Source organism: Roseomonas sp. USHLN139, from assembly GCF_037145735.1.
GTDB lineage: Bacteria > Pseudomonadota > Alphaproteobacteria > Acetobacterales > Acetobacteraceae > Pseudoroseomonas.
On the sequence record NZ_JBBCWY010000008.1, the window covers coordinates 253,508 to 269,666 of the forward strand.

The window sequence follows — 16,159 nt, forward strand, 5'->3', positions numbered from 1 at the left end:
GAAGCCGAAGCGCCGGGCGCGGTCAAGCCTTGCAGCGCGGCAGGACAGGACCGGTTCGCCCCGCCCTGGATGAAACCTGTGTCATTCGTGCCGCTAGCGCATCCCGATACCGCCTGCCGGGACTTGCCCGGTTCCGGAACGGTGCTACCTGAAGGCCATGGTCACCATCCTCACCATCCTGCTCGTCGTCTCGATGCTGGCCACCCTCGGGGTGATGTTCGCCGGCATGCTCGGCCTGGCGCGGGAGAATGGCGACCCGCGCCGCTCCAACAAGCTGATGCGGCTGCGCGTCACCCTGCAGGGGGTGTCGATCGGTCTCTTCGTGCTGCTGGTGCTGGCCAAAAGCGGCTGAAGCCGGGCACGGGGTTAAGCCGGGGTCACCTTGCCTCGGCCGGGCCGGCCGCCTAGGCTTCCTGCTGCAACGCCACAATGGCCCCCGGGGAGGGGGCCGGCGCCGTGCCGCAACCGGCCAGTCCGGGCGTGGCGGGGCGCCAGCAGAAACCCAGAAAGCAGGACACGGCCCGGCGATGAAGCTTCTCGTCCCCGTCAAGCGGGTGGTTGATTACAACGTCAAGGTGCGGGTCAAGGCCGACGGCACCGGCGTCGAGACCGCCAACGTCAAGATGTCGATGAACCCCTTCGACGAGATCGCCGTCGAGGAGGCCGTGCGCCTGAAGGAGAAGGGCGGCGCCACCGAGATCGTCGCCGTCTCGATCGGCCCGGCCCAGGCGCAGGAACAGCTGCGCACCGCGCTGGCCATGGGCGCCGACCGCGCCATCCTGGTCGAGGCCGAGGGCACCGAGCCGCTGGCCGTCGCCAAGCTGCTGAAGGCGCTGGTCGAGCGCGAGCAGCCCGGCCTGGTGATCCTGGGCAAGCAGGCGATCGACGACGACATGAACGCCACCGGCCAGATGCTGGCGGCCCTCCTCGGCTGGGCGCAGGGCACCTTCGCCAGCAAGCTGGAGATCGCCGGCGAGACGGCCAAGGTGACGCGCGAGGTCGATGGCGGCCTCGAGACCGTCAGCCTGAAGCTGCCGGCCATCGTCACCACCGATCTGCGCCTGAACGAGCCGCGCTACGCCTCGCTGCCGAACATCATGAAGGCGCGCAAGAAGCCGTTGGAGACGCTGAAGCCCGGCGATCTCGGCGTCGACGTCACCCCGCGCCTGACCGTGCTGAAGGTCGAGGAGCCGCCGAAGCGCCAGGCCGGCGTCAAGGTCGGCTCCGTCGCCGAGCTGGTGTCGAAGCTGCGCAACGAAGCGAAGGTGATCTGACCATGGCCGTCCTCGTCCTTGCCGACCGCAGCGGCACGACCGTCAGCCAGCCGACCCGCAGCGCCGTCGCCGCCGCCCGCCAGATCGACGCCGAGGTGCATGTGCTGGTGCTCGGCGATGCCGCCGCCGCCGGCGCCGCCGCCAAGCTCGACGGCGTTGCCAAGGTGATCAGCGCCGATGGCCCGGCCTATGCCGAGGGCCTGGCCGAGCCGGCCGCCGCCCTGCTGCAGGCCCTGGCCCCCGGCTATACGCATCTGGTCGCCCCGGGCAGCGCCATGGGCAAGAACATCATGCCGCGCCTGGCCGCGCTGCTCGATGTGCAGATCATCACCGACATCGCCGGCGTGGTCGATGCCGACACCTTCAAGCGCTTCATCTATGCCGGCAATGCGCTGGCCACGGTGAAGACCTCGGATGCGAAGAAGGTCGCGACCATCCGCGCCGCCTCCTTCGACCCGGTCGCGGCCGAGGGCGGCAGCGCCGCGGTCGAGGCCGCCCCCGCCGCCGCCGACCCGGCGCTGTCGAGCTTCGTCGGCGCCGAGATCGCCCAGTCCGAGCGCCCCGAGCTGACCGCCGCCCGCGTCGTCATCTCCGGCGGCCGCGCGCTCGGCTCGGCCGAGAATTTCGCCATCCTCGACAAGGTGGCGGACAAGCTGGGCGCCGCCATCGGTGCCTCGCGCGCCGCGGTGGATGCCGGCTATGCGCCGAACGACCACCAGGTCGGCCAGACCGGCAAGATCGTCGCCCCCGAGCTCTACATCGCGGTCGGCATCTCGGGCGCCATCCAGCATCTGGCCGGCATGAAGGACAGCAAGGTCATCGTCGCCATCAACAAGGACGAGGAGGCGCCGATCTTCCAGGTGGCCGATTACGGCCTGGTCGGCGACCTGTTCAAGCTGATCCCCGAGCTGGAAGCGGAGCTGGGCTGACCCCATGAGCGCGGCGGAGATCAAGGCGGTCGGCGTCATCGGCGCCGGCCAGATGGGCAACGGCATCGCCCATGTGGCGGCGCTGGCCGGGCTGTCCGTCGCGCTGGTGGACAGCAACCCGGAGGCCCTGCCCAAGGCACTGGCGACCATGGCGAAGAACATGGACCGCCAGGTGTCGAAAGGCGGGCTCTCGGCCGAGGCCAAGGACGCGGCGCTGGCGCGGATCCGCACCGGCACCGAGATGGCGCTGCTCGCCGATTGCGACATCGTCATCGAGGCGGCGACCGAGCGCGAGGCGGTGAAGCTCGCCATCTTCAAGGCGGTCTGCGCCGTGCTGAAGCCGGAAGCGATCCTGGCCTCCAACACCTCCTCGATCCCGATCACCCGGCTGGCGGCGGCGACCGACCGGCCGGAGCGCTTCATCGGCATGCACTTCATGAACCCGGTGCCGGTCATGAAGCTGGTCGAGATCATCCGCGGCATCGCCACCTCGGACGCGACCTTCGAGGCGGTCGCGGCGCTGGCGGAGACGCTCGGCAAGACCACCGCGGTCGCCCAGGACTACCCGGCCTTCATCGTCAACCGCATCCTGGTGCCGATGATCAACGAGGCGGTGCAGTCGCTGCAGGAAGGCGTCGGCGATGTCCGCTCGATCGACGCGGCGCTGAAGCTCGGCGCCAACCATCCGATGGGGCCGCTCGAGCTCGGCGACTTCATCGGGCTGGACACCTGCCTGGCCATCATGCGGGTGCTGCACGAGGGCATGGGGGACAGCAAGTACCGCCCCTCGCCGCTGCTGGTGAAATACGTCGAGGCCGGCTGGCTGGGGCGGAAGACCGGCAAGGGCTTCTACGACTATTCCCAGACGCCGCCGAAGCCGACGCGCTAGGCACGAAAACAGCCGGGGAAGCCACTTTCCCCGGCCGTCTCTCCTGCGGCGGTGCGGGCGGGCAACGCGCCCGCCCTCCAGCCTTCAGTGGCTGAACGAGACCTTGGCATTCTCGCCGCTGGGTGCGGGCTTGCCGGTCACCATGGCCTGGGCATAGCCATAGGCGAAGCTCAGGCTGGACGAAATGCCGTCCCAGTATTCGGCGCCCTCGATGCTGACGGCGATCAGCGCGACATCGGCGCTTTCCGGCCCGTCCGGCAGCCAGCTGCGCAGGCCCTCGCTCCACAGCGCCTTCTTCTGCGCGACATCCGTCACCACCCGGCCATGGCCGAAGATCGAGACATAGTCCTGGCTGCTGGTATCGGCATAGCCGAGCAGCACCCGGTCGTCCTTCGCCAGCTCGGCGACCTTCGGGCTGTCGGTGCGGGTAAAGAACCACAGCGTGCGGCCGTCCTGGTCCGGCTTCTGCGTGCGCATCGGGCGGCCGCGCAGCCGGCCTTCCTGGTCGATCGTGGTGAAGATGGCGGTGCCGATCTCCGAGATCATCTCCCGGACCTTCACGCGCATCTCGTCCTCGTTGCGGTCGGTAGCCATGCTGCTTCTCCCATCTGTCTCGCGGGAAGAACCGCCGGCGCCGGCAGGGGTTTCCCGCCGCCCCGTTGACAGCCCTGTTGCGCGCCCGCACCGTCGCGCCCCATGCCGCACGACAAGATCCGCATCACCCGCCAAGGCCGGGTCGCCACCGTCACCATCGACCGCGCCGAGAAGCGCAACTGCCTGGACGAGCCCATGTGGGACGCCATGGAGGAAGCCTTCCGCGACCTGTCGGAAGACCTCTCGCTGGGCTGCATCCTGCTGCGCGGCGCCGGCGACGCGGCCTTCTGCGCCGGCGCCGATATCGGCGGCTTCGAGGCCGCGCCGGGTGCTGCGCGCGACCCGCGGCTGGTCGGCGGCTTCGAGGGGGCGGTCGCCGCCATCCGCGCCTGCCGCCACCCGGTGGTGGCCGCCATCGCCGGCTGGTGCATGGGCGGCGGCGCCGGGCTGGCGCTGGCCTGCGACTTCCGCCTGGGCGCCGAGGGCATGAAGCTCGGCATCCCGGCGCGCAAGCTGGGCATCTGGTACCCCTATGTCGCGCTCGACATGCTGCGCGAGGTGGTGGGCTACCCGACCGCCTGCGAGATCCTGATCGAGGGCCGCGTGCTCGACGGCGCCGAGGCGCTGGCGCGCGGCGTGCTGACCCGGCTGGTGCCGGATGCGGCGGTCTTCGCCGAGGCCGAGGCGCTGGCGGCGCGCATCTGCGAGGGCGCGCCGCTGTCCAACCGCTTCCACAAGCAGGCGCTGCAGGCGCTGCGCGGCCCGCTGCCGATCTCCGCCGAGCAGCAGGCCGCCGCCGGCGGCTATGCCCGCACCGAGGATTTCCGCAACGCCGTGCGCGCCTTCCTGGAGAAGCGCAAGCCGGTCTTCGCCGGACGCTAGAGGGCAGGAGCCCAGGGGCGTGGCCCCTGGTTCCTCCCCCGGCGGCTCAGAACATCGCCTTGACCAGCCCGGTGGCCAGCGCGGTCTCCGCCTTGCGCAGGTCGCCCGGCCGCGACAGGTGGAACCAGGCCCCGTCATGCACCAGGCCGAAGAGGCGTTCCTCCTCGATGGCGCGCTCCCACAGGCGCATGGTGCCGAAGGGCCCTTCCGGCGCCTCGCGGAACAGCCGCGGCGAGACGATCTGCAGGCCGGCATAGACGTAGGGAGAGATCTCACGCTCCTTCGGCCGGCGGAGGCGGCCCAGCGGGTCCATCATGAAGTCGCCACGGCCGACCTCGCCCTCGACCACCGCCGAGCGGACCAGCAGCAGCAGCCCGTCCATCTTCTCCGGGTCGAAGGCGGCGGCCAGGCGCAGCACCGCCTGGCCCGGCCCGTCCAGCCAGAAGGCGTCGCCATTCACCACCAGGAAGGGGTCCGCGCCCAGCAGCGGCAGGGCGTCGCGCACGCCGCCGCCGGTCTCCTGCACGGTCTCCTCGCGCAGCACCCGGGGCGGGTTGGCGCGGGCGGCGCAGGCGGCCTCCACCTGCTCGGCGAACCAATGGGCATTGACCACCACATTGCCGATGCCGGCGGCCTCGATGCGGTCCAGCGCGTGGTCCAGCAGGCTGCGGCCGGCCAGCTTCAGCAGCGGCTTGGGCGTCGCTTCGGTCAGCGGCCGCATCCGGGTGCCGAGGCCGGCGGCCAGCACCATGGCGGAGGTGAGAGTGATCACGGTGCGGAGTCCTTGGCGGGATTTTGGCGCAGAGGGTTCTGGCGCAGCGCCGGCGGCACATGCGCGTCGAGGAAGCGGGCGAGCGGCGCGGTCGCCGGGTGGCGCAGCGCCTCGGCCAGCAGCGCCCAGCAGCGCGGGCCGTGGCGCAGGTAGTGCGGCTTGCCGTCGCGGCGGTCGAGGCGGACCCAGAGGCTGGCCACCCGCAGGTGGCGCTGCGCCGCCATCGCCGCCCGCGCCGCGCCGAAGGCTGCGGCATCCAGCCCGGGGCGGGCCGCCAGATAGGCCGCCGTCGCCGCTTCGCGGAGATCGGGCGCCACGTCGCGGCGGGCATCCTCCAGCAGGCTGACCAGGTCATAGGCCGGGTGGCCCAGCGCGGCATCCTGGAAGTCGATGATGCCGGTGCGGCGGGCGCCGTCGCGCCCCTCCAGCCGGATCAGGTTGGCCGGGAAATAGTCGCGGTGGACGAAGCCGCCGGCGCCGGCGAAGGGCGCCAGCATCGCCGTCATCGCTTCTTCAAACGCTGCCCGGACCTCAGCGGCGGGGGCCGCGCCGAAGGCCGCCGGCCACCACCAGTCCAGGAAGGTGGCACCCGCCGTCGCCGTCATCCGCCCGGCCTCCCAGAGCGGCAGGCCGGCCGGCGGCGGCGCGGCGTGCAGCGCGGCCAGCGCCTCGGCCGCCTCGACATAGAGCGGCCGCGGATCGGCGCCGGCATCGAGCAGCGCCGCATGGGTGGCGGGGCCGAGATCCTCCACCAGCGCCAGCCCGTCGGGCACGGCCTCCGCCAGCACCAGCGGCGCCGACAGGCCGATGGCCCGGATGTGCCGGGCGATGCGCAGGAAGGGAAGCAGGTCCTCCTCCGGGGTCAGGCCGACCCGGGGCGCCTCGGTGCAATCCATCAGCAGCGCCGGGCGCGGCCCGCCGGAGAGGCGGGTGTAGCGCCGGTGGCCGGCATCCTGGGGCAGGCTCTCGGCGCGGGCATCGGCATAGCCATGCGCGGCCAGGAAGGCCTGGGCGGGGGAGAGGGTGGCGGGGGGCGTCATGCTGCGGGCAGGTGGTGACGCGTCCGGCGCCGCTTGCCAAGCACCGAATCCAGGAAGCGCGCATGCGGCGCCGCCCGGGGTGGCGGCGCGGCCACAGCCCGCGTCACAGCCCCGCCAGCGCGGCCAGGCGGGAATCCCAGCCCTGCAGCACCGCATGGCGCGCCGCACCCTCGGGATCGGGCTGCAGGGAGATCCGCAGCGCCGCCTCGGGCGTCAGCCAGCCCAGCCGGTCGGGCCATTCGACCAGCACGATGCCCTCGCGGCTTTCCTCCCAGCCGAGCTCCTCCAGCTCGTCCGGGCCGGACAGGCGGTAGAGGTCGTAGTGGAAGGCCGCGCCCTGCGGCAGCTCGTAGCCCTGGACCAGGGTGAAGCTGGGCGAGGGCACCTCCAGATCCGGGTCGCCGGCCGCGGCGCGCAGGAAGGCGCGGCAGAAGGCGGACTTGCCGGCGCCGAGCGGCCCCTCCAGCAGCAGCGCGTCGCCGGGGCGGGCCAGGCCGGCGGCGCGGGCGGCCAGGCGCTCGGTCGCGGCCAGGTCGGGAAGCAGCAGGTGCAGCGTGTCGGGCATGGTGGGCGGCAATCTGCCCGCCGCCAGAAAGGTCCACAAGCCGGGGGTCCACAAGCCGCCCCTTTGCCGTCTCTGGGCAAAGCCTTTATGCACCGCAGCCTGACCAGGAGTTTGATCCCCATGGCTGATCCCCTGCCGAGCGAGGCCCAGCACCATGTCGCGGTCGAGGCCGATGTCGCCGTCATCGGCGCCGGCCCGGCCGGGCTCTTCGCGGTCTTCGAATGCGGCATGCTGCGGATGAAATGCGTGGTGATCGACACGCTGGAGGCGATCGGCGGGCAATGCGCCGCGCTCTATCCCGAGAAGCCGATTTTCGACATCCCCGCCCATCCGGCCATCGCCGGCGCCGCGCTGATCGAGAGGCTGGCCGAGCAGGCCGCGCCCTTCGCGCCGATCTACCTGCTGGGCCGCCGCGTCGACGGCCTGGCCGAGCAGCCGGATGGCAGCTTCCGCCTGCAGACCAGCAAGGGCGAGGTCGTGAAGGCGCGCGCCGTCATCATCGCCGCCGGGGCCGGCGCCTTCGGCCCGAACCGCCCGCCGCTGAATGACCTGGACGCCTTCGAGGTCGCCGGCGCGGTGCGCTACATGGTCTCCCGCCGCGAGGAGCTGCGCGGCAAGCGGGTGGTGATCGCCGGCGGCGGCGACTCGGCGGTCGACTGGGCGCTGAGCCTGAAGGACATCGCCGCCCGCGTCACCGTGGTGCACCGCCGGCCGAAATTCCGCGCCGCCCCCGAGACGGTGGCGCAGATGGAGGCCGCCGCCGAGCGCGGCGAGATCGACCTGGCGATCCCCTACCAGCTGCATGGGCTGGAGGGCACCGACGGCGTGCTCGACCATGTCGTGCTGGCGACGCTGAAGGGCGAGGAGCGGCGCGTCCCCGCCGACCACCTGCTGGCCTTCTTCGGCCTGTCGATGGAGCTGGGCCCGATCGCCGACTGGGGCCTCGGCCTGGAGCGCAGCCATATCACGGTGGCGCCGGCGACCTGCATGACCAGCATCGCCGGCATCCATGCGGTGGGCGACATCGCCACCTATCCCGGCAAGCTGAAGCTGATCCTGCAGGGCTTCTCCGAGGCGGCGATGGCGGCGCATGCCATCCATCCGCGCATCTTCCCCGGCGAGGCGCTGCATTTCGAGTACAGCACCTCGAAGGGCGTGCCGGCCTAGACGCTGCCTCAGACAAAGGGAGAACCGCCATGCCGGAAGGCCGCCTGTTCATCGGCACCAAGATGTATTCCTCCTGGTCGCTGCGCGGCTGGCTGGCCGTGCGGCTGGCCGGGCTCGAGGTCGAGGAGGTGGTGATCCCGCTCGCCGGCGGCGCCACCGCGGCGGTCAAGGCGGCGACGCCGGCCGGCATGGTGCCCTATCTGGAGCATCGCGGCGCCCGCATCTGGGAGAGCCTGGCGATCATCGAATACTGCGCCGAGCAGCACCCGGCGCTCTGGCCGGCTGATCCGGCGGCGCGCGCCGCCGCCCGCAGCATCGCCGCCGAGATGCATGCCGGCTTCCGCGGCCTGCGCATGGCCATGCCGATGACCATCCTGAACCGCTTCCCCGGCGCCCGCCGCACGCCCGAGGCACTCGCCGACATCGCCCGCATCGAGACGATCTGGCAGGAGGCGCTGCTGGAATCCGGCGGCCCCTTCCTGTTCGGCGACAGCCTGACCGGCGCCGACATCATGTTCGCGCCCGTCGCCTGCCGCTTCCTGACCTGGCAGCCGGCGCTGTCGGCGACGTCGCTGGCCTATGTCGAGGCGCTGCGCGCCCATCCGCTGATGCGCCGCTGGTATACGGAGGCCGCCGCCGAGCCGGCCGAATGGCGCCTGCCGAAATACGAGACGGCGGAGCTCGCATGAGCGCCGCGACCCTCGACCATGTCGGCGTCTGCAGCGCCGACGGGCCGGCGCTCTGGGCGGCGATGGAGCGGCTCGGCTTCCAGCTGACGCCGATCGCCCGACAATCCGGCCGCCGCGCCGCGGGCGACCCGGTGGAACTGCTGGCCACCGGCAACCGCTGCGCCATGCTGCGCCAGGGCTATCTCGAATTCCTGGCGATCCTCGACCCGGCGCGCTTCGACAACGGATTGGGAAAATTCCTGGCCCGCTACACGGGGATGCACATCCTGGCCTTCGGCATCGACGACGCCGAGGCCGAGCTGGCGCGCCTCAACCGCGCCGGCCTCGCCATCCCCGGCATCGCCCATCTGGAGCGGCCGGTGGACGACCCGGACGGGCCGCGCGCCCGCTTCTCCCGCCTGCCGCTGCCCGATGCGCCGGAAGGCCGGCTGCAGCTGATCCAGCACCTGACGCCCGAGCTGCTCTGGCAGCCGCGCTGGCTGGACCACCCGAACCGCGCGGTCGCCCTCGAGGCCGCCATCCTGGCGGTGCCCGCGCCGGCGGTGACCGCCGCCGCCCTGTCCCGCCTGACCGGCGCGGCGCTGGAGCCCGATCCGGCCGGCGGCTATGCCCTGCCGCTGCCGCAGGGCCGGCTGCGCATCCTGCCGCCCGAATCGCTGTCCGCCGTGCTGCCCGGGGTGACCGCCCCGGACCTGCCCTTCCTGGCCGGCTATGTGGTGCGCACCGATGACGGCAATGCCGCCGTGCAGGCGCTGCTCGGCGACCGGCTGCATGCCATCCCGGGCGGGCTGATGGTGGCGCCCGAGCTCGCCGGCGGCGCCGCCCTGGTCTTCGCCGCATGAGCCTCGGCCATCTCCGCCTCGACCTGAACGGCCAGGGCCTGCCGCCGGTGGCGCCCGAATCGGCCGCCATCGGCCGCTCCCTGCGCATCTACTACGCCCCCGGCCGCGCCGCCGAGCTCGACGGCTTCCTGGCCCGCTTCCTGGCGCCCGGAGAGCTCGGCTTCGACATCGGCGCCCATGTCGGCGACCGCACCGCCAGCTTCCGCCGCCTCGGCGCCCGCGCCCTGGCCGTCGAGCCGCAGCCGCGGCTGCAGCGGCTGCTGCGCCTGCTCTTCGGCCGCGACCCGGGCGTGGCGCTGGACCAGTCGCTGGTCGGCAGCCAACGCGGCCGCGCCACCCTGCACCTGAACCGCGCCAACCCGACCGTCGCCACCGCCTCGGCCGCCTTCATGCAGGCGGCCGCCGGCGCCGAGGCCTGGCGCGACCAGGTCTGGGACGCCGCCATCGAGCTGCCGGTGACCACGCTGGACGCGCTGATCGACGCGCATGGCGAGCCGCAATTCGCCAAGCTCGACGTCGAGGGCTTCGAGGCCGCCGCCCTGGCCGGGTTGTCGCGCCCGCTGCGCAGCCTGTCCTTCGAGTTCACCACCCTGCAGCGCCGCACTGCCCTCGACGCGCTGCGCGCGCTGGAGGCGCTCGGCGCCGATTACAGCTTCAATGCCTGCCTGGGCGAGGAAATGCGCTTCGCCCTCGACGCGCCGGTGCATGCCGGGACGCTGGCCCGCTGGCTCGAGGCGCTGCCCGAGCAGGCCAATTCCGGCGATGTCTATGCCAGCCTGGAGGTCGCCCGGGTCAGCTGAGCCCGGCGCGCCCCCCCTTCCGACCCCGATGGGCCCGACCTGAATGACCCTGCTCGCCTTCCTCGAGCACCTGGCCTTCGCCGGCGGCCTGGCGCTGCTCTCGGCGGCCCTGGTGCGGCTGATGATCGCCTATCCGGTGCTGGACCATCCCGACCACCGCAAGGCGCACAGCCGCCCGACGCCGAAGGGCGGCGGCGTCGGCATCGTCTGCGCCTTCATCGTCGGCATGCTGGTGCTCTACCAGGTGGCGCAATTCGCCCGCATGGCCGAGCACCGCTTCATCGGCGTCATCCTGGCCGCCGTCGCCATCGGCGTGGTCGCCTTCCTCGACGACCTGCGCGACTTCCGCTTCGTGGTGAAGCTGGGGGCGCAGGCACTGGCGGCGCTGGTCGCCATCGGCAGCGGGCTGGTGGTCGACCGGCTGGCGCTGCCCTGGCTCGGCGTCATCAGCCTCGGCCTGGTCGGCAGCCTGCTGACGCTGTTCTGGATCGTCGCCTGCACCAATGCGGTGAACTTCATGGACGGGCTGGACGGGCTGGTCGGCGGCACGCTGCTGATCGTCTGCGCCGGCCTCGGCGCCATCGCCTGGCAGGAGGGCGGCTGGTTCATCTATGCCGCCTGCCTGATCCTCGGCGCCGGCATCGCCGGCTTCCTGCCCTTCAACCTGAACCCGGCGCGCATCTTCATGGGCGATGTCGGCAGCCAGTTTTTGGGGTTCATGCTCGCCGTCCTCGGCGTCGCCGCGGCGCGGCTGGACGCGGCGCAGCTCTCCTTCCTGCTGGTGCCACTGCTGCTCTTCGCGCTGCTCTTCGACACCGGCTTCACCCTGCTGCGCCGCGCCGCCATGGGCGAGCGGGTCAGCGCGCCGCACCGCACCCATCTCTACCAGATGGCGCAGCGCAGCGGCCTCTCCGCCCGGCGGGTGGCGGCGATCCACTGGGGTTTCGCGCTGTTCCACGTGGCGCTGGCCTTCGCCTTCCTGCGCCTCGACCCGGCGCTGAAGCCGCTGGTCATCCTGCCGCCGCTCGGCCTGCAGCTGCTCTGGCTGGCCTATGTGCTGCGCCGGACCCGGCGCGCGGGGCTCAGCTGGCGGGCGGCGTGACCACCTCCAGCTGCAGCAGGCCCGCCTCCCCCACCCATTGCTCCGACCGCCAGATCCCGCCCGATTCCGGATCCGCCCAGTAGCGGTTGGTGAAGCGGGCGCCGGGGCCGTGGCAGCGCTCGGTGACCAGCAGCGCCACCGTCTGGCGGTCGGCCGAAAGCCGGCAGCTCAGCACCAGGCCGAAGCGCATCGCCTGCGGGTCGCGGTCCTCCTCCATCAGGTCGACCAGCCGCCGCAGCACCGCCGGCCGCCGCGCCAGCGCCGCGGGGTCGTCCAGCGGGTCCGGCCCCTCCAGCCGCGTCCCCGCCAGCCAGGCCGCCAGCCCGGCGGTCGCCATCACCCGGGCGCCCTCGGTCGCCACCACCACCCCGCCCTGGCTGCGCCACAGCCGCGTCTCGCCATTCTGCTGCACCAGCAGGGCGATCGCCTGGCCGCCGGACCAGCGCAGCCGCAGCGCCGGGACGCCATCGGTGTCGGCTTCCGCCACCTCGGGCAGCGGCTCGGTCCGCGGCACGCCATCGCCGAAGGCGCCGCAGCCGGCCAGCAGCAGGGCCAACGCCAGGGTTGATTTCATGAACGCAAGCTAAGCAAAAAAGAGAAGTCCAGGGGAAGGAATTCCCCTGGACCCCATCTTTTTTCTGTCAGGCTGCCGCCGTCTCCTGGCCAGGCGGGACGCGGCAGCCTGATGAAGAAGCCGGGAGGACGCCCCCATCCTCCCGGCACCCTTCCACCACTGGGACCCCGCGGTCTCAGGCAGCGAAAAGGTAGCTCGGCATCGGCTGGGTCTTGTCGACCACGTCCTTCACCCCCGGGATCTCGGAGACCAGCACCTTCAGGCCCCGCTGCACCGCGGCGCTGCGGCTGAAGCCGTGCAGCTCGACCACCCCGTCCTTCACCTCGATCAGGGTGAAGAAGGTCTCGGCCCAGGGCTCGCGCTTGATCGCGGCCTGCACGGCCCGGCGCAGCCGTTCATCGGAATAGTCGCCCCGCTCCAGCGGCGGCGCGACCAGCGCCCGCAGCAGGTCGGCGCGGCTGACCACGCCGCAGAGCCGCCCCTCCTCCACCACCACGACGCGGCGGATCTTCTTTTCCTCCAGCAGCTCGGCAATGGTGCCGGCCGGCGTCTCCGGGGTCACGGTGACCAGCTCGACCGTCATGATCTCGGCCGCCGTCGCGCCATGCGCCGCGGCATAGCGGTTGGCCAGCTGGTCCATGTCGGTGAACAGCTGCCGCAGCAGCCCCATCTCGCCATGGCCGCCGGCCAGGCGGCGGATCAGGTCGGCCTCGGTGACGATGCCGCGCAGCCGGCCATCGGCGCCGAGCACCGGCACGGCCGAGATGCCACGATCGGCCAGCAGTTGCGCGATCGCCATGACCGGGGTTTCCGGCGGCACGGTGACCACGTCGGGGGTCATGAGCTCGCGAGCGGTGAGCGGACGCATGTCTTCGGCTCCTCTCCAATGCCCGGATACTGCGCCGATCCGGGCGCCGGCGCCTTGATCCGCATCAATCGCGCCCGCGCTTCGCGACGGGCGACGTCGCCCTTTCATCGGCGTCCGGCCACGGTCTAGACTTTCCGCCCAGAAAACAAAAATCAGGGAGGTAGCGCATGACTCGGCTCGACCGACGCAGCGTCTTGGCTGGCCTGGCGGCCCTCGGCACACCGGCACTCCTGTCGCGCGGGGCCTTCGCCCAGGCGCGGCAGATGTCGATCGCCACCGGCACCACGGGCGGCGTCTATTATCCGCTGGGCGGCGGGCTGGCGAACCTGCTGTCGCGCAGCATCCAGGGCCTCTCGGCGACGGTCGAGGTCACCGGCGGCTCGGTCGCCAATCTGCAGCTGCTGGGCGCCGGCCGGGCCGAGCTGGTCTTCACCCAGGTCGATGCCGCGGTCGATGCGGTGCGCGGCAACGACCGCTTCAAGGGCCGCCCCGTGCCGGCACGCGCCATCGCCGTGCTCTACACCAACCGCATGCAGGCGGTGACCACGGCGGCCAGCGGCATCACCACGATCGAGGGGATGAAGGGCAAGCGGGTCTCCACCGGCGCGCCGGGCAGCGCCACCGAGGTGATGGCCTTCCGCCTGATCGAGGCCGCCGGCCTGGACCGCGACAAGGATTTCCGCGCCCGCGAGCGCCTGTCGCCGGCCGAGAGCACCAATGCCGTCAAGGACGGCAAGCTGGACGCCTATTTCTTCGTCTCCGGCATTCCGACCAGCGCCATCACCGATCTCGGCGCCTCGCCGGGCGTGCAGATCCAGATGGTCGACCACGACCGCTACATCCAGAAGATCGTCGAGAAATACGGCCCGGTCTATTTCCCCGAGATCATCCCGGCCGGCACCTATCCCGGGCAGAAGACCGACAACCGCCAGATGTCGGTGGCCAATATCCTGGCCGTCCGCGAGGAGATGCCCGACGCCGAGGTGACCCAGCTGCTGAAGACCGCCTGGGAAGGCCGCGAGGAACTCGGCCGCGTCCATGCCGAGGGCCGCAACTTCACCCTCGCCGCCCAGAAGACCGCTGCCGCCGGCGTGCCCTGGCACAAGGCGGCCGAGGCCTTCTGGACCGCCCAGGGCGCGAAGCTGGCATGAGCGGCGCCGCGCCGCCGGGCCTGCCCCGCAACCTGCCGCCGGAGATCGATGCCGACGCGCTCGATGTCGACACGGCGGCCAAGGTCGAGCGGCTGATCGAGGAAGAGGAAGGCATCCAGAACCGCTTCACCGGCTGGATCGGCCATGCCGCCACCGCCGTCGCGGTGGCGATGAGCCTGTTCCACCTCTGGGCCGCCTGGGACATCGTGCCGACCACGACGCTGCGCTTCGTGCATGTCGGCTTCGCCCTCGCCCTCGGCTTCTTCCTCTTCCCGGTGGCGCGGCGCTTCCGCAACCGCTTCATGGCCTGGGACGCGGTGCTGGTGGCGGCGGGGATCTACTGCACCTGGTACCTGATCGCCGGCGGCGACGACCTGCTCGACCGCTATGTCTTTCCCGAGCCCATGGACCTCGTCGTCGGCTGGCTGCTGGTGGCCCTGGTCCTGGAGGCGACGCGCCGCACCACCGGCTGGATCATGCCGGCGGTGGCGATCGCCTTCATGCTCTACAGCTTCTACGGCAATCTTCTTCCTGCCCCCTGGGCGCATCGCGGCTATGACGCCACGCGGCTGATCCCGCACCTCACCATCACCCTCGACGGCATTTTCGGCACCGCTGTCGATGTGTCGGCGACGCTGATCATCCTGTTCACCCTGTACGGGGCGATCCTGCAATCGACGGGGGCGGGAAAGTTCTTCGTCGACTTCTCCTTCTCGCTGACCGGCGGGAAGCCGAGCTCGGCCGGGCGGACCGTCGTGCTGTCCTCCTTCCTGCTGGGCGGCCCCTCGGGGTCGGGCGTCGCCACCACGGTGACGCTCGGCACCGTCGCCTGGCCGCTGATGAAGCGCGTCGGCTACCGCGCCGACGATGCCGGCGGGCTGCTGGCCGCCGGCGGGCTCGGCGCCATCATCTCGCCGCCCGTGCTGGGGGCGGCGGCCTTCCTGATCGCCGAATACCTGAAGCTCGGCTATCTCGACGTGCTCCGCATGGCGGTGGTGCCGACGGTTCTCTACTATGCCTCGCTGCTGTTCATGGTGGAGCTGGACCAGCGCCGGCTGGGCGACGTGGCGCCCGGCGAGGCCATGGTCGTCACCCCCTGGCGCGAGCTGGTGCGGCGCTACGGCTTCCACTTCTCCTCGCTGGTCGCCATCGTGATCTTCATGGCGCTGGGCTACAGCGCGACGCTGGCGGTGCTCTACGCCATGGTCGTGGCCGTCGCGCTGTCCTGGATCCGGCGCGAGACGGCGATGACGCCGCGCCGGCTGGTGGAGGCCCTGGCCTCCGGCGCCATCCAGGCGGTCGGCATCGCCGCCACCTGCGCCTGCGCCGGCATCATCGTCGGCTGCATCACCCTGACCGGGCTCGGGCTGAAATTCTCCGAGATCGCCATCCAGGCGGCGGGCGGCAGCCTGGTGGTCACCGCGCTCTACACCGCGCTGATCGTCTGGGTGGTCGGCCTCGCCGTGCCGGTGACCGCCAGCTACATCATCTCGGCGGTGGTGGCGGCGCCGGCGCTGATGAAGCTCGGCGTGCCGGACTACGCCGCGCATATGTTCGTCTTCTACTACGCCGTGCTGTCCGAGGTTTCGCCGCCGACCGCGCTGTCGCCCTTCGCGGCGGCGGCGATCACCGGGGCCGGGCCCTACCGCACCACGCTGCAGGCCTGGAAATACACCCTGCCGGCCTTCGTGCTGCCCTTCGTCTTCGTCACCGATCCGGAGGGCGTCGGCCTGCTGCTGTCGCTGACGCCGCAGATGACCTGGCTCGACGTCGCCTGGCAGATCCTGCTGGCGGCCGGGGGTCTCGCCGCCCTGGCCGCGGGGTGCCAGGGCCAGGCGCGGCGGACGCTGTCGCTGGCCGAGCGGGCCGGCTTCATCCTGGCCGGGCTGCTGATGGTCTTCCCGGCGCTGCTCGACGGGATGCTGCCGGCGCCGCACTGGCTGGGCATCGGCCTGGCGGTGCTGCTGCTGGTGCTGCAGCGGGGCGGCCCGGCGGGGGTGGCGCGCAACCGGCCGGCGTGA

General features: G+C 72.0%; 18 protein-coding genes. 12 read left to right on the plus strand and 6 right to left on the minus strand.

All coding sequences use genetic code 11. The features are described from left to right. Positions 1 to 157: 157 nt before the first annotated feature. The 4 genes from WFI16_RS21025 (at position 158) to WFI16_RS21040 (ending at position 3,092) form a co-directional block, all read left to right on the plus strand. Positions 158 to 352: a twin transmembrane helix small protein gene (locus WFI16_RS21025; RefSeq protein ID WP_419899814.1), complete on the plus strand. Its 195-nt coding sequence runs from the start codon at positions 158 to 160 to the stop codon at positions 350 to 352. Between the two features lie 175 nt (positions 353 to 527). Beyond that, positions 528 to 1,274 (plus strand): electron transfer flavoprotein subunit beta/FixA family protein, encoded by a 747-nt coding sequence (locus tag WFI16_RS21030; RefSeq protein WP_419899815.1) that lies wholly within the window; start codon positions 528 to 530, stop codon positions 1,272 to 1,274. A 2-nt stretch (positions 1,275 to 1,276) separates the two neighbouring features. Continuing rightward, positions 1,277 to 2,203 carry an electron transfer flavoprotein subunit alpha/FixB family protein gene (locus WFI16_RS21035; RefSeq protein WP_419899816.1) on the plus strand — a complete coding sequence of 309 codons (927 nt, stop codon included), beginning with the start codon at positions 1,277 to 1,279 and terminating at the stop codon, positions 2,201 to 2,203. Between the two features lie 4 nt (positions 2,204 to 2,207). Continuing rightward, positions 2,208 to 3,092, plus strand: coding sequence for a 3-hydroxybutyryl-CoA dehydrogenase (locus WFI16_RS21040; protein ID WP_419899817.1), 885 nt, complete (start codon positions 2,208 to 2,210; stop codon positions 3,090 to 3,092). Positions 3,093 to 3,176: 84 nt separating this feature from the next. On the opposite strand, the gene WFI16_RS21045 is transcribed toward WFI16_RS21040, so the two are convergent. Next, positions 3,177 to 3,686, minus strand: a complete 510-nt coding sequence (locus WFI16_RS21045; protein WP_419899818.1) for a pyridoxamine 5'-phosphate oxidase family protein — start codon at positions 3,684 to 3,686, stop codon at positions 3,177 to 3,179. Positions 3,687 to 3,788: 102 nt separating this feature from the next. Between WFI16_RS21045 and WFI16_RS21050 the strand changes: the two genes are divergently transcribed. Next, a complete protein-coding gene (locus WFI16_RS21050; RefSeq protein ID WP_419899819.1) occupies positions 3,789 to 4,568 on the plus strand; it encodes an enoyl-CoA hydratase/isomerase family protein in 780 nt (259 codons plus the stop codon). 46 nt (positions 4,569 to 4,614) lie between these two features. Here the strand turns inward: WFI16_RS21050 and WFI16_RS21055 are convergent, their stop codons facing one another. From WFI16_RS21055 to tsaE, 3 genes are all read right to left on the minus strand, one after another. Further along, positions 4,615 to 5,340 (minus strand): nucleotidyltransferase family protein, encoded by a 726-nt coding sequence (locus WFI16_RS21055; RefSeq protein WP_419899820.1) that lies wholly within the window; start codon positions 5,338 to 5,340, stop codon positions 4,615 to 4,617. Beyond that, positions 5,337 to 6,380 (minus strand): aminoglycoside phosphotransferase family protein, encoded by a 1,044-nt coding sequence (locus WFI16_RS21060; RefSeq protein WP_419899821.1) that lies wholly within the window; start codon positions 6,378 to 6,380, stop codon positions 5,337 to 5,339. Before WFI16_RS21060 ends, WFI16_RS21055 begins: the two co-directional genes overlap by 4 nt. A gap of 103 nt (positions 6,381 to 6,483) precedes the next feature. After that, on the minus strand, positions 6,484 to 6,945 hold the full coding sequence (gene tsaE / locus WFI16_RS21065) for a tRNA (adenosine(37)-N6)-threonylcarbamoyltransferase complex ATPase subunit type 1 TsaE (RefSeq protein WP_419899822.1): 462 nt from the start codon (positions 6,943 to 6,945) through the stop codon (positions 6,484 to 6,486). Between the two features lie 120 nt (positions 6,946 to 7,065). Between tsaE and WFI16_RS21070 the strand changes: the two genes are divergently transcribed. The 5 genes from WFI16_RS21070 to WFI16_RS21090 are packed head-to-tail and all read left to right on the plus strand — an operon-like array spanning position 7,066 to position 11,545. Beyond that, the gene (locus WFI16_RS21070) at positions 7,066 to 8,112 is read left to right on the plus strand and encodes an NAD(P)/FAD-dependent oxidoreductase (RefSeq protein WP_419899823.1); all 1,047 of its coding nucleotides are present in this window, start codon (positions 7,066 to 7,068) and stop codon (positions 8,110 to 8,112) included. A gap of 29 nt (positions 8,113 to 8,141) precedes the next feature. Further along, positions 8,142 to 8,801 (plus strand): glutathione S-transferase family protein, encoded by a 660-nt coding sequence (locus tag WFI16_RS21075; protein WP_419899824.1) that lies wholly within the window; start codon positions 8,142 to 8,144, stop codon positions 8,799 to 8,801. Continuing rightward, positions 8,798 to 9,643 (plus strand): VOC family protein, encoded by an 846-nt coding sequence (locus WFI16_RS21080; RefSeq protein ID WP_419899825.1) that lies wholly within the window; start codon positions 8,798 to 8,800, stop codon positions 9,641 to 9,643. Before WFI16_RS21075 ends, WFI16_RS21080 begins: the two co-directional genes overlap by 4 nt. After that, positions 9,640 to 10,443: an FkbM family methyltransferase gene (locus WFI16_RS21085; protein ID WP_419899826.1), complete on the plus strand. Its 804-nt coding sequence runs from the start codon at positions 9,640 to 9,642 to the stop codon at positions 10,441 to 10,443. The genes WFI16_RS21080 and WFI16_RS21085 overlap by 4 nt, the downstream gene beginning before the upstream one ends. Before the next feature lie 43 nt (positions 10,444 to 10,486). After that, positions 10,487 to 11,545, plus strand: coding sequence for a glycosyltransferase family 4 protein (locus WFI16_RS21090; RefSeq protein WP_419899827.1), 1,059 nt, complete (start codon positions 10,487 to 10,489; stop codon positions 11,543 to 11,545). On the opposite strand, the gene WFI16_RS21095 is transcribed toward WFI16_RS21090, so the two are convergent. Next, positions 11,526 to 12,119 (minus strand): YjbF family lipoprotein, encoded by a 594-nt coding sequence (locus tag WFI16_RS21095; protein ID WP_419899828.1) that lies wholly within the window; start codon positions 12,117 to 12,119, stop codon positions 11,526 to 11,528. The two genes, WFI16_RS21090 and WFI16_RS21095, sit on opposite strands and share 20 nt — an antisense overlap. Before the next feature lie 175 nt (positions 12,120 to 12,294). Next, the gene (locus WFI16_RS21100; protein ID WP_419899829.1) at positions 12,295 to 12,987 is read right to left on the minus strand and encodes a CBS domain-containing protein; all 693 of its coding nucleotides are present in this window, start codon (positions 12,985 to 12,987) and stop codon (positions 12,295 to 12,297) included. A gap of 167 nt (positions 12,988 to 13,154) precedes the next feature. On the opposite strand from WFI16_RS21100, the gene WFI16_RS21105 reads away from it, so the two are divergent. Both WFI16_RS21105 and WFI16_RS21110 read left to right on the plus strand, forming a co-directional pair. After that, positions 13,155 to 14,138 (plus strand): TAXI family TRAP transporter solute-binding subunit, encoded by a 984-nt coding sequence (locus tag WFI16_RS21105; RefSeq protein ID WP_419899830.1) that lies wholly within the window; start codon positions 13,155 to 13,157, stop codon positions 14,136 to 14,138. Further along, a complete protein-coding gene (locus WFI16_RS21110) occupies positions 14,135 to 16,159 on the plus strand; it encodes a TRAP transporter permease (protein ID WP_419899831.1) in 2,025 nt (674 codons plus the stop codon). The genes WFI16_RS21105 and WFI16_RS21110 overlap by 4 nt, the downstream gene beginning before the upstream one ends.

What these genes read in the sequence shown, in the direction of transcription:
- WFI16_RS21025 (WP_419899814.1), top strand. Translation starts at nt 158, where the DNA reads ATGGTCACCATCCTCACCATCCTGCTCGTCGTCTCGATGCTGGCCACC.
- WFI16_RS21030 (WP_419899815.1), top strand. Translation starts at nt 528, where the DNA reads ATGAAGCTTCTCGTCCCCGTCAAGCGGGTGGTTGATTACAACGTCAAG.
- WFI16_RS21035 (WP_419899816.1), top strand. Translation starts at nt 1,277, where the DNA reads ATGGCCGTCCTCGTCCTTGCCGACCGCAGCGGCACGACCGTCAGCCAG.
- WFI16_RS21040 (WP_419899817.1), top strand. Translation starts at nt 2,208, where the DNA reads ATGAGCGCGGCGGAGATCAAGGCGGTCGGCGTCATCGGCGCCGGCCAG.
- WFI16_RS21045 (WP_419899818.1), bottom strand. Translation starts at nt 3,686, where the DNA reads ATGGCTACCGACCGCAACGAGGACGAGATGCGCGTGAAGGTCCGGGAG.
- WFI16_RS21050 (WP_419899819.1), top strand. Translation starts at nt 3,789, where the DNA reads ATGCCGCACGACAAGATCCGCATCACCCGCCAAGGCCGGGTCGCCACC.
- WFI16_RS21060 (WP_419899821.1), bottom strand. Translation starts at nt 6,380, where the DNA reads ATGACGCCCCCCGCCACCCTCTCCCCCGCCCAGGCCTTCCTGGCCGCG.
- tsaE (WP_419899822.1), bottom strand. Translation starts at nt 6,945, where the DNA reads ATGCCCGACACGCTGCACCTGCTGCTTCCCGACCTGGCCGCGACCGAG.
- WFI16_RS21070 (WP_419899823.1), top strand. Translation starts at nt 7,066, where the DNA reads ATGGCTGATCCCCTGCCGAGCGAGGCCCAGCACCATGTCGCGGTCGAG.
- WFI16_RS21075 (WP_419899824.1), top strand. Translation starts at nt 8,142, where the DNA reads ATGCCGGAAGGCCGCCTGTTCATCGGCACCAAGATGTATTCCTCCTGG.
- WFI16_RS21080 (WP_419899825.1), top strand. Translation starts at nt 8,798, where the DNA reads ATGAGCGCCGCGACCCTCGACCATGTCGGCGTCTGCAGCGCCGACGGG.
- WFI16_RS21085 (WP_419899826.1), top strand. Translation starts at nt 9,640, where the DNA reads ATGAGCCTCGGCCATCTCCGCCTCGACCTGAACGGCCAGGGCCTGCCG.
- WFI16_RS21090 (WP_419899827.1), top strand. Translation starts at nt 10,487, where the DNA reads ATGACCCTGCTCGCCTTCCTCGAGCACCTGGCCTTCGCCGGCGGCCTG.
- WFI16_RS21095 (WP_419899828.1), bottom strand. Translation starts at nt 12,119, where the DNA reads ATGAAATCAACCCTGGCGTTGGCCCTGCTGCTGGCCGGCTGCGGCGCC.
- WFI16_RS21100 (WP_419899829.1), bottom strand. Translation starts at nt 12,987, where the DNA reads ATGCGTCCGCTCACCGCTCGCGAGCTCATGACCCCCGACGTGGTCACC.
- WFI16_RS21105 (WP_419899830.1), top strand. Translation starts at nt 13,155, where the DNA reads ATGACTCGGCTCGACCGACGCAGCGTCTTGGCTGGCCTGGCGGCCCTC.
- WFI16_RS21110 (WP_419899831.1), top strand. Translation starts at nt 14,135, where the DNA reads ATGAGCGGCGCCGCGCCGCCGGGCCTGCCCCGCAACCTGCCGCCGGAG.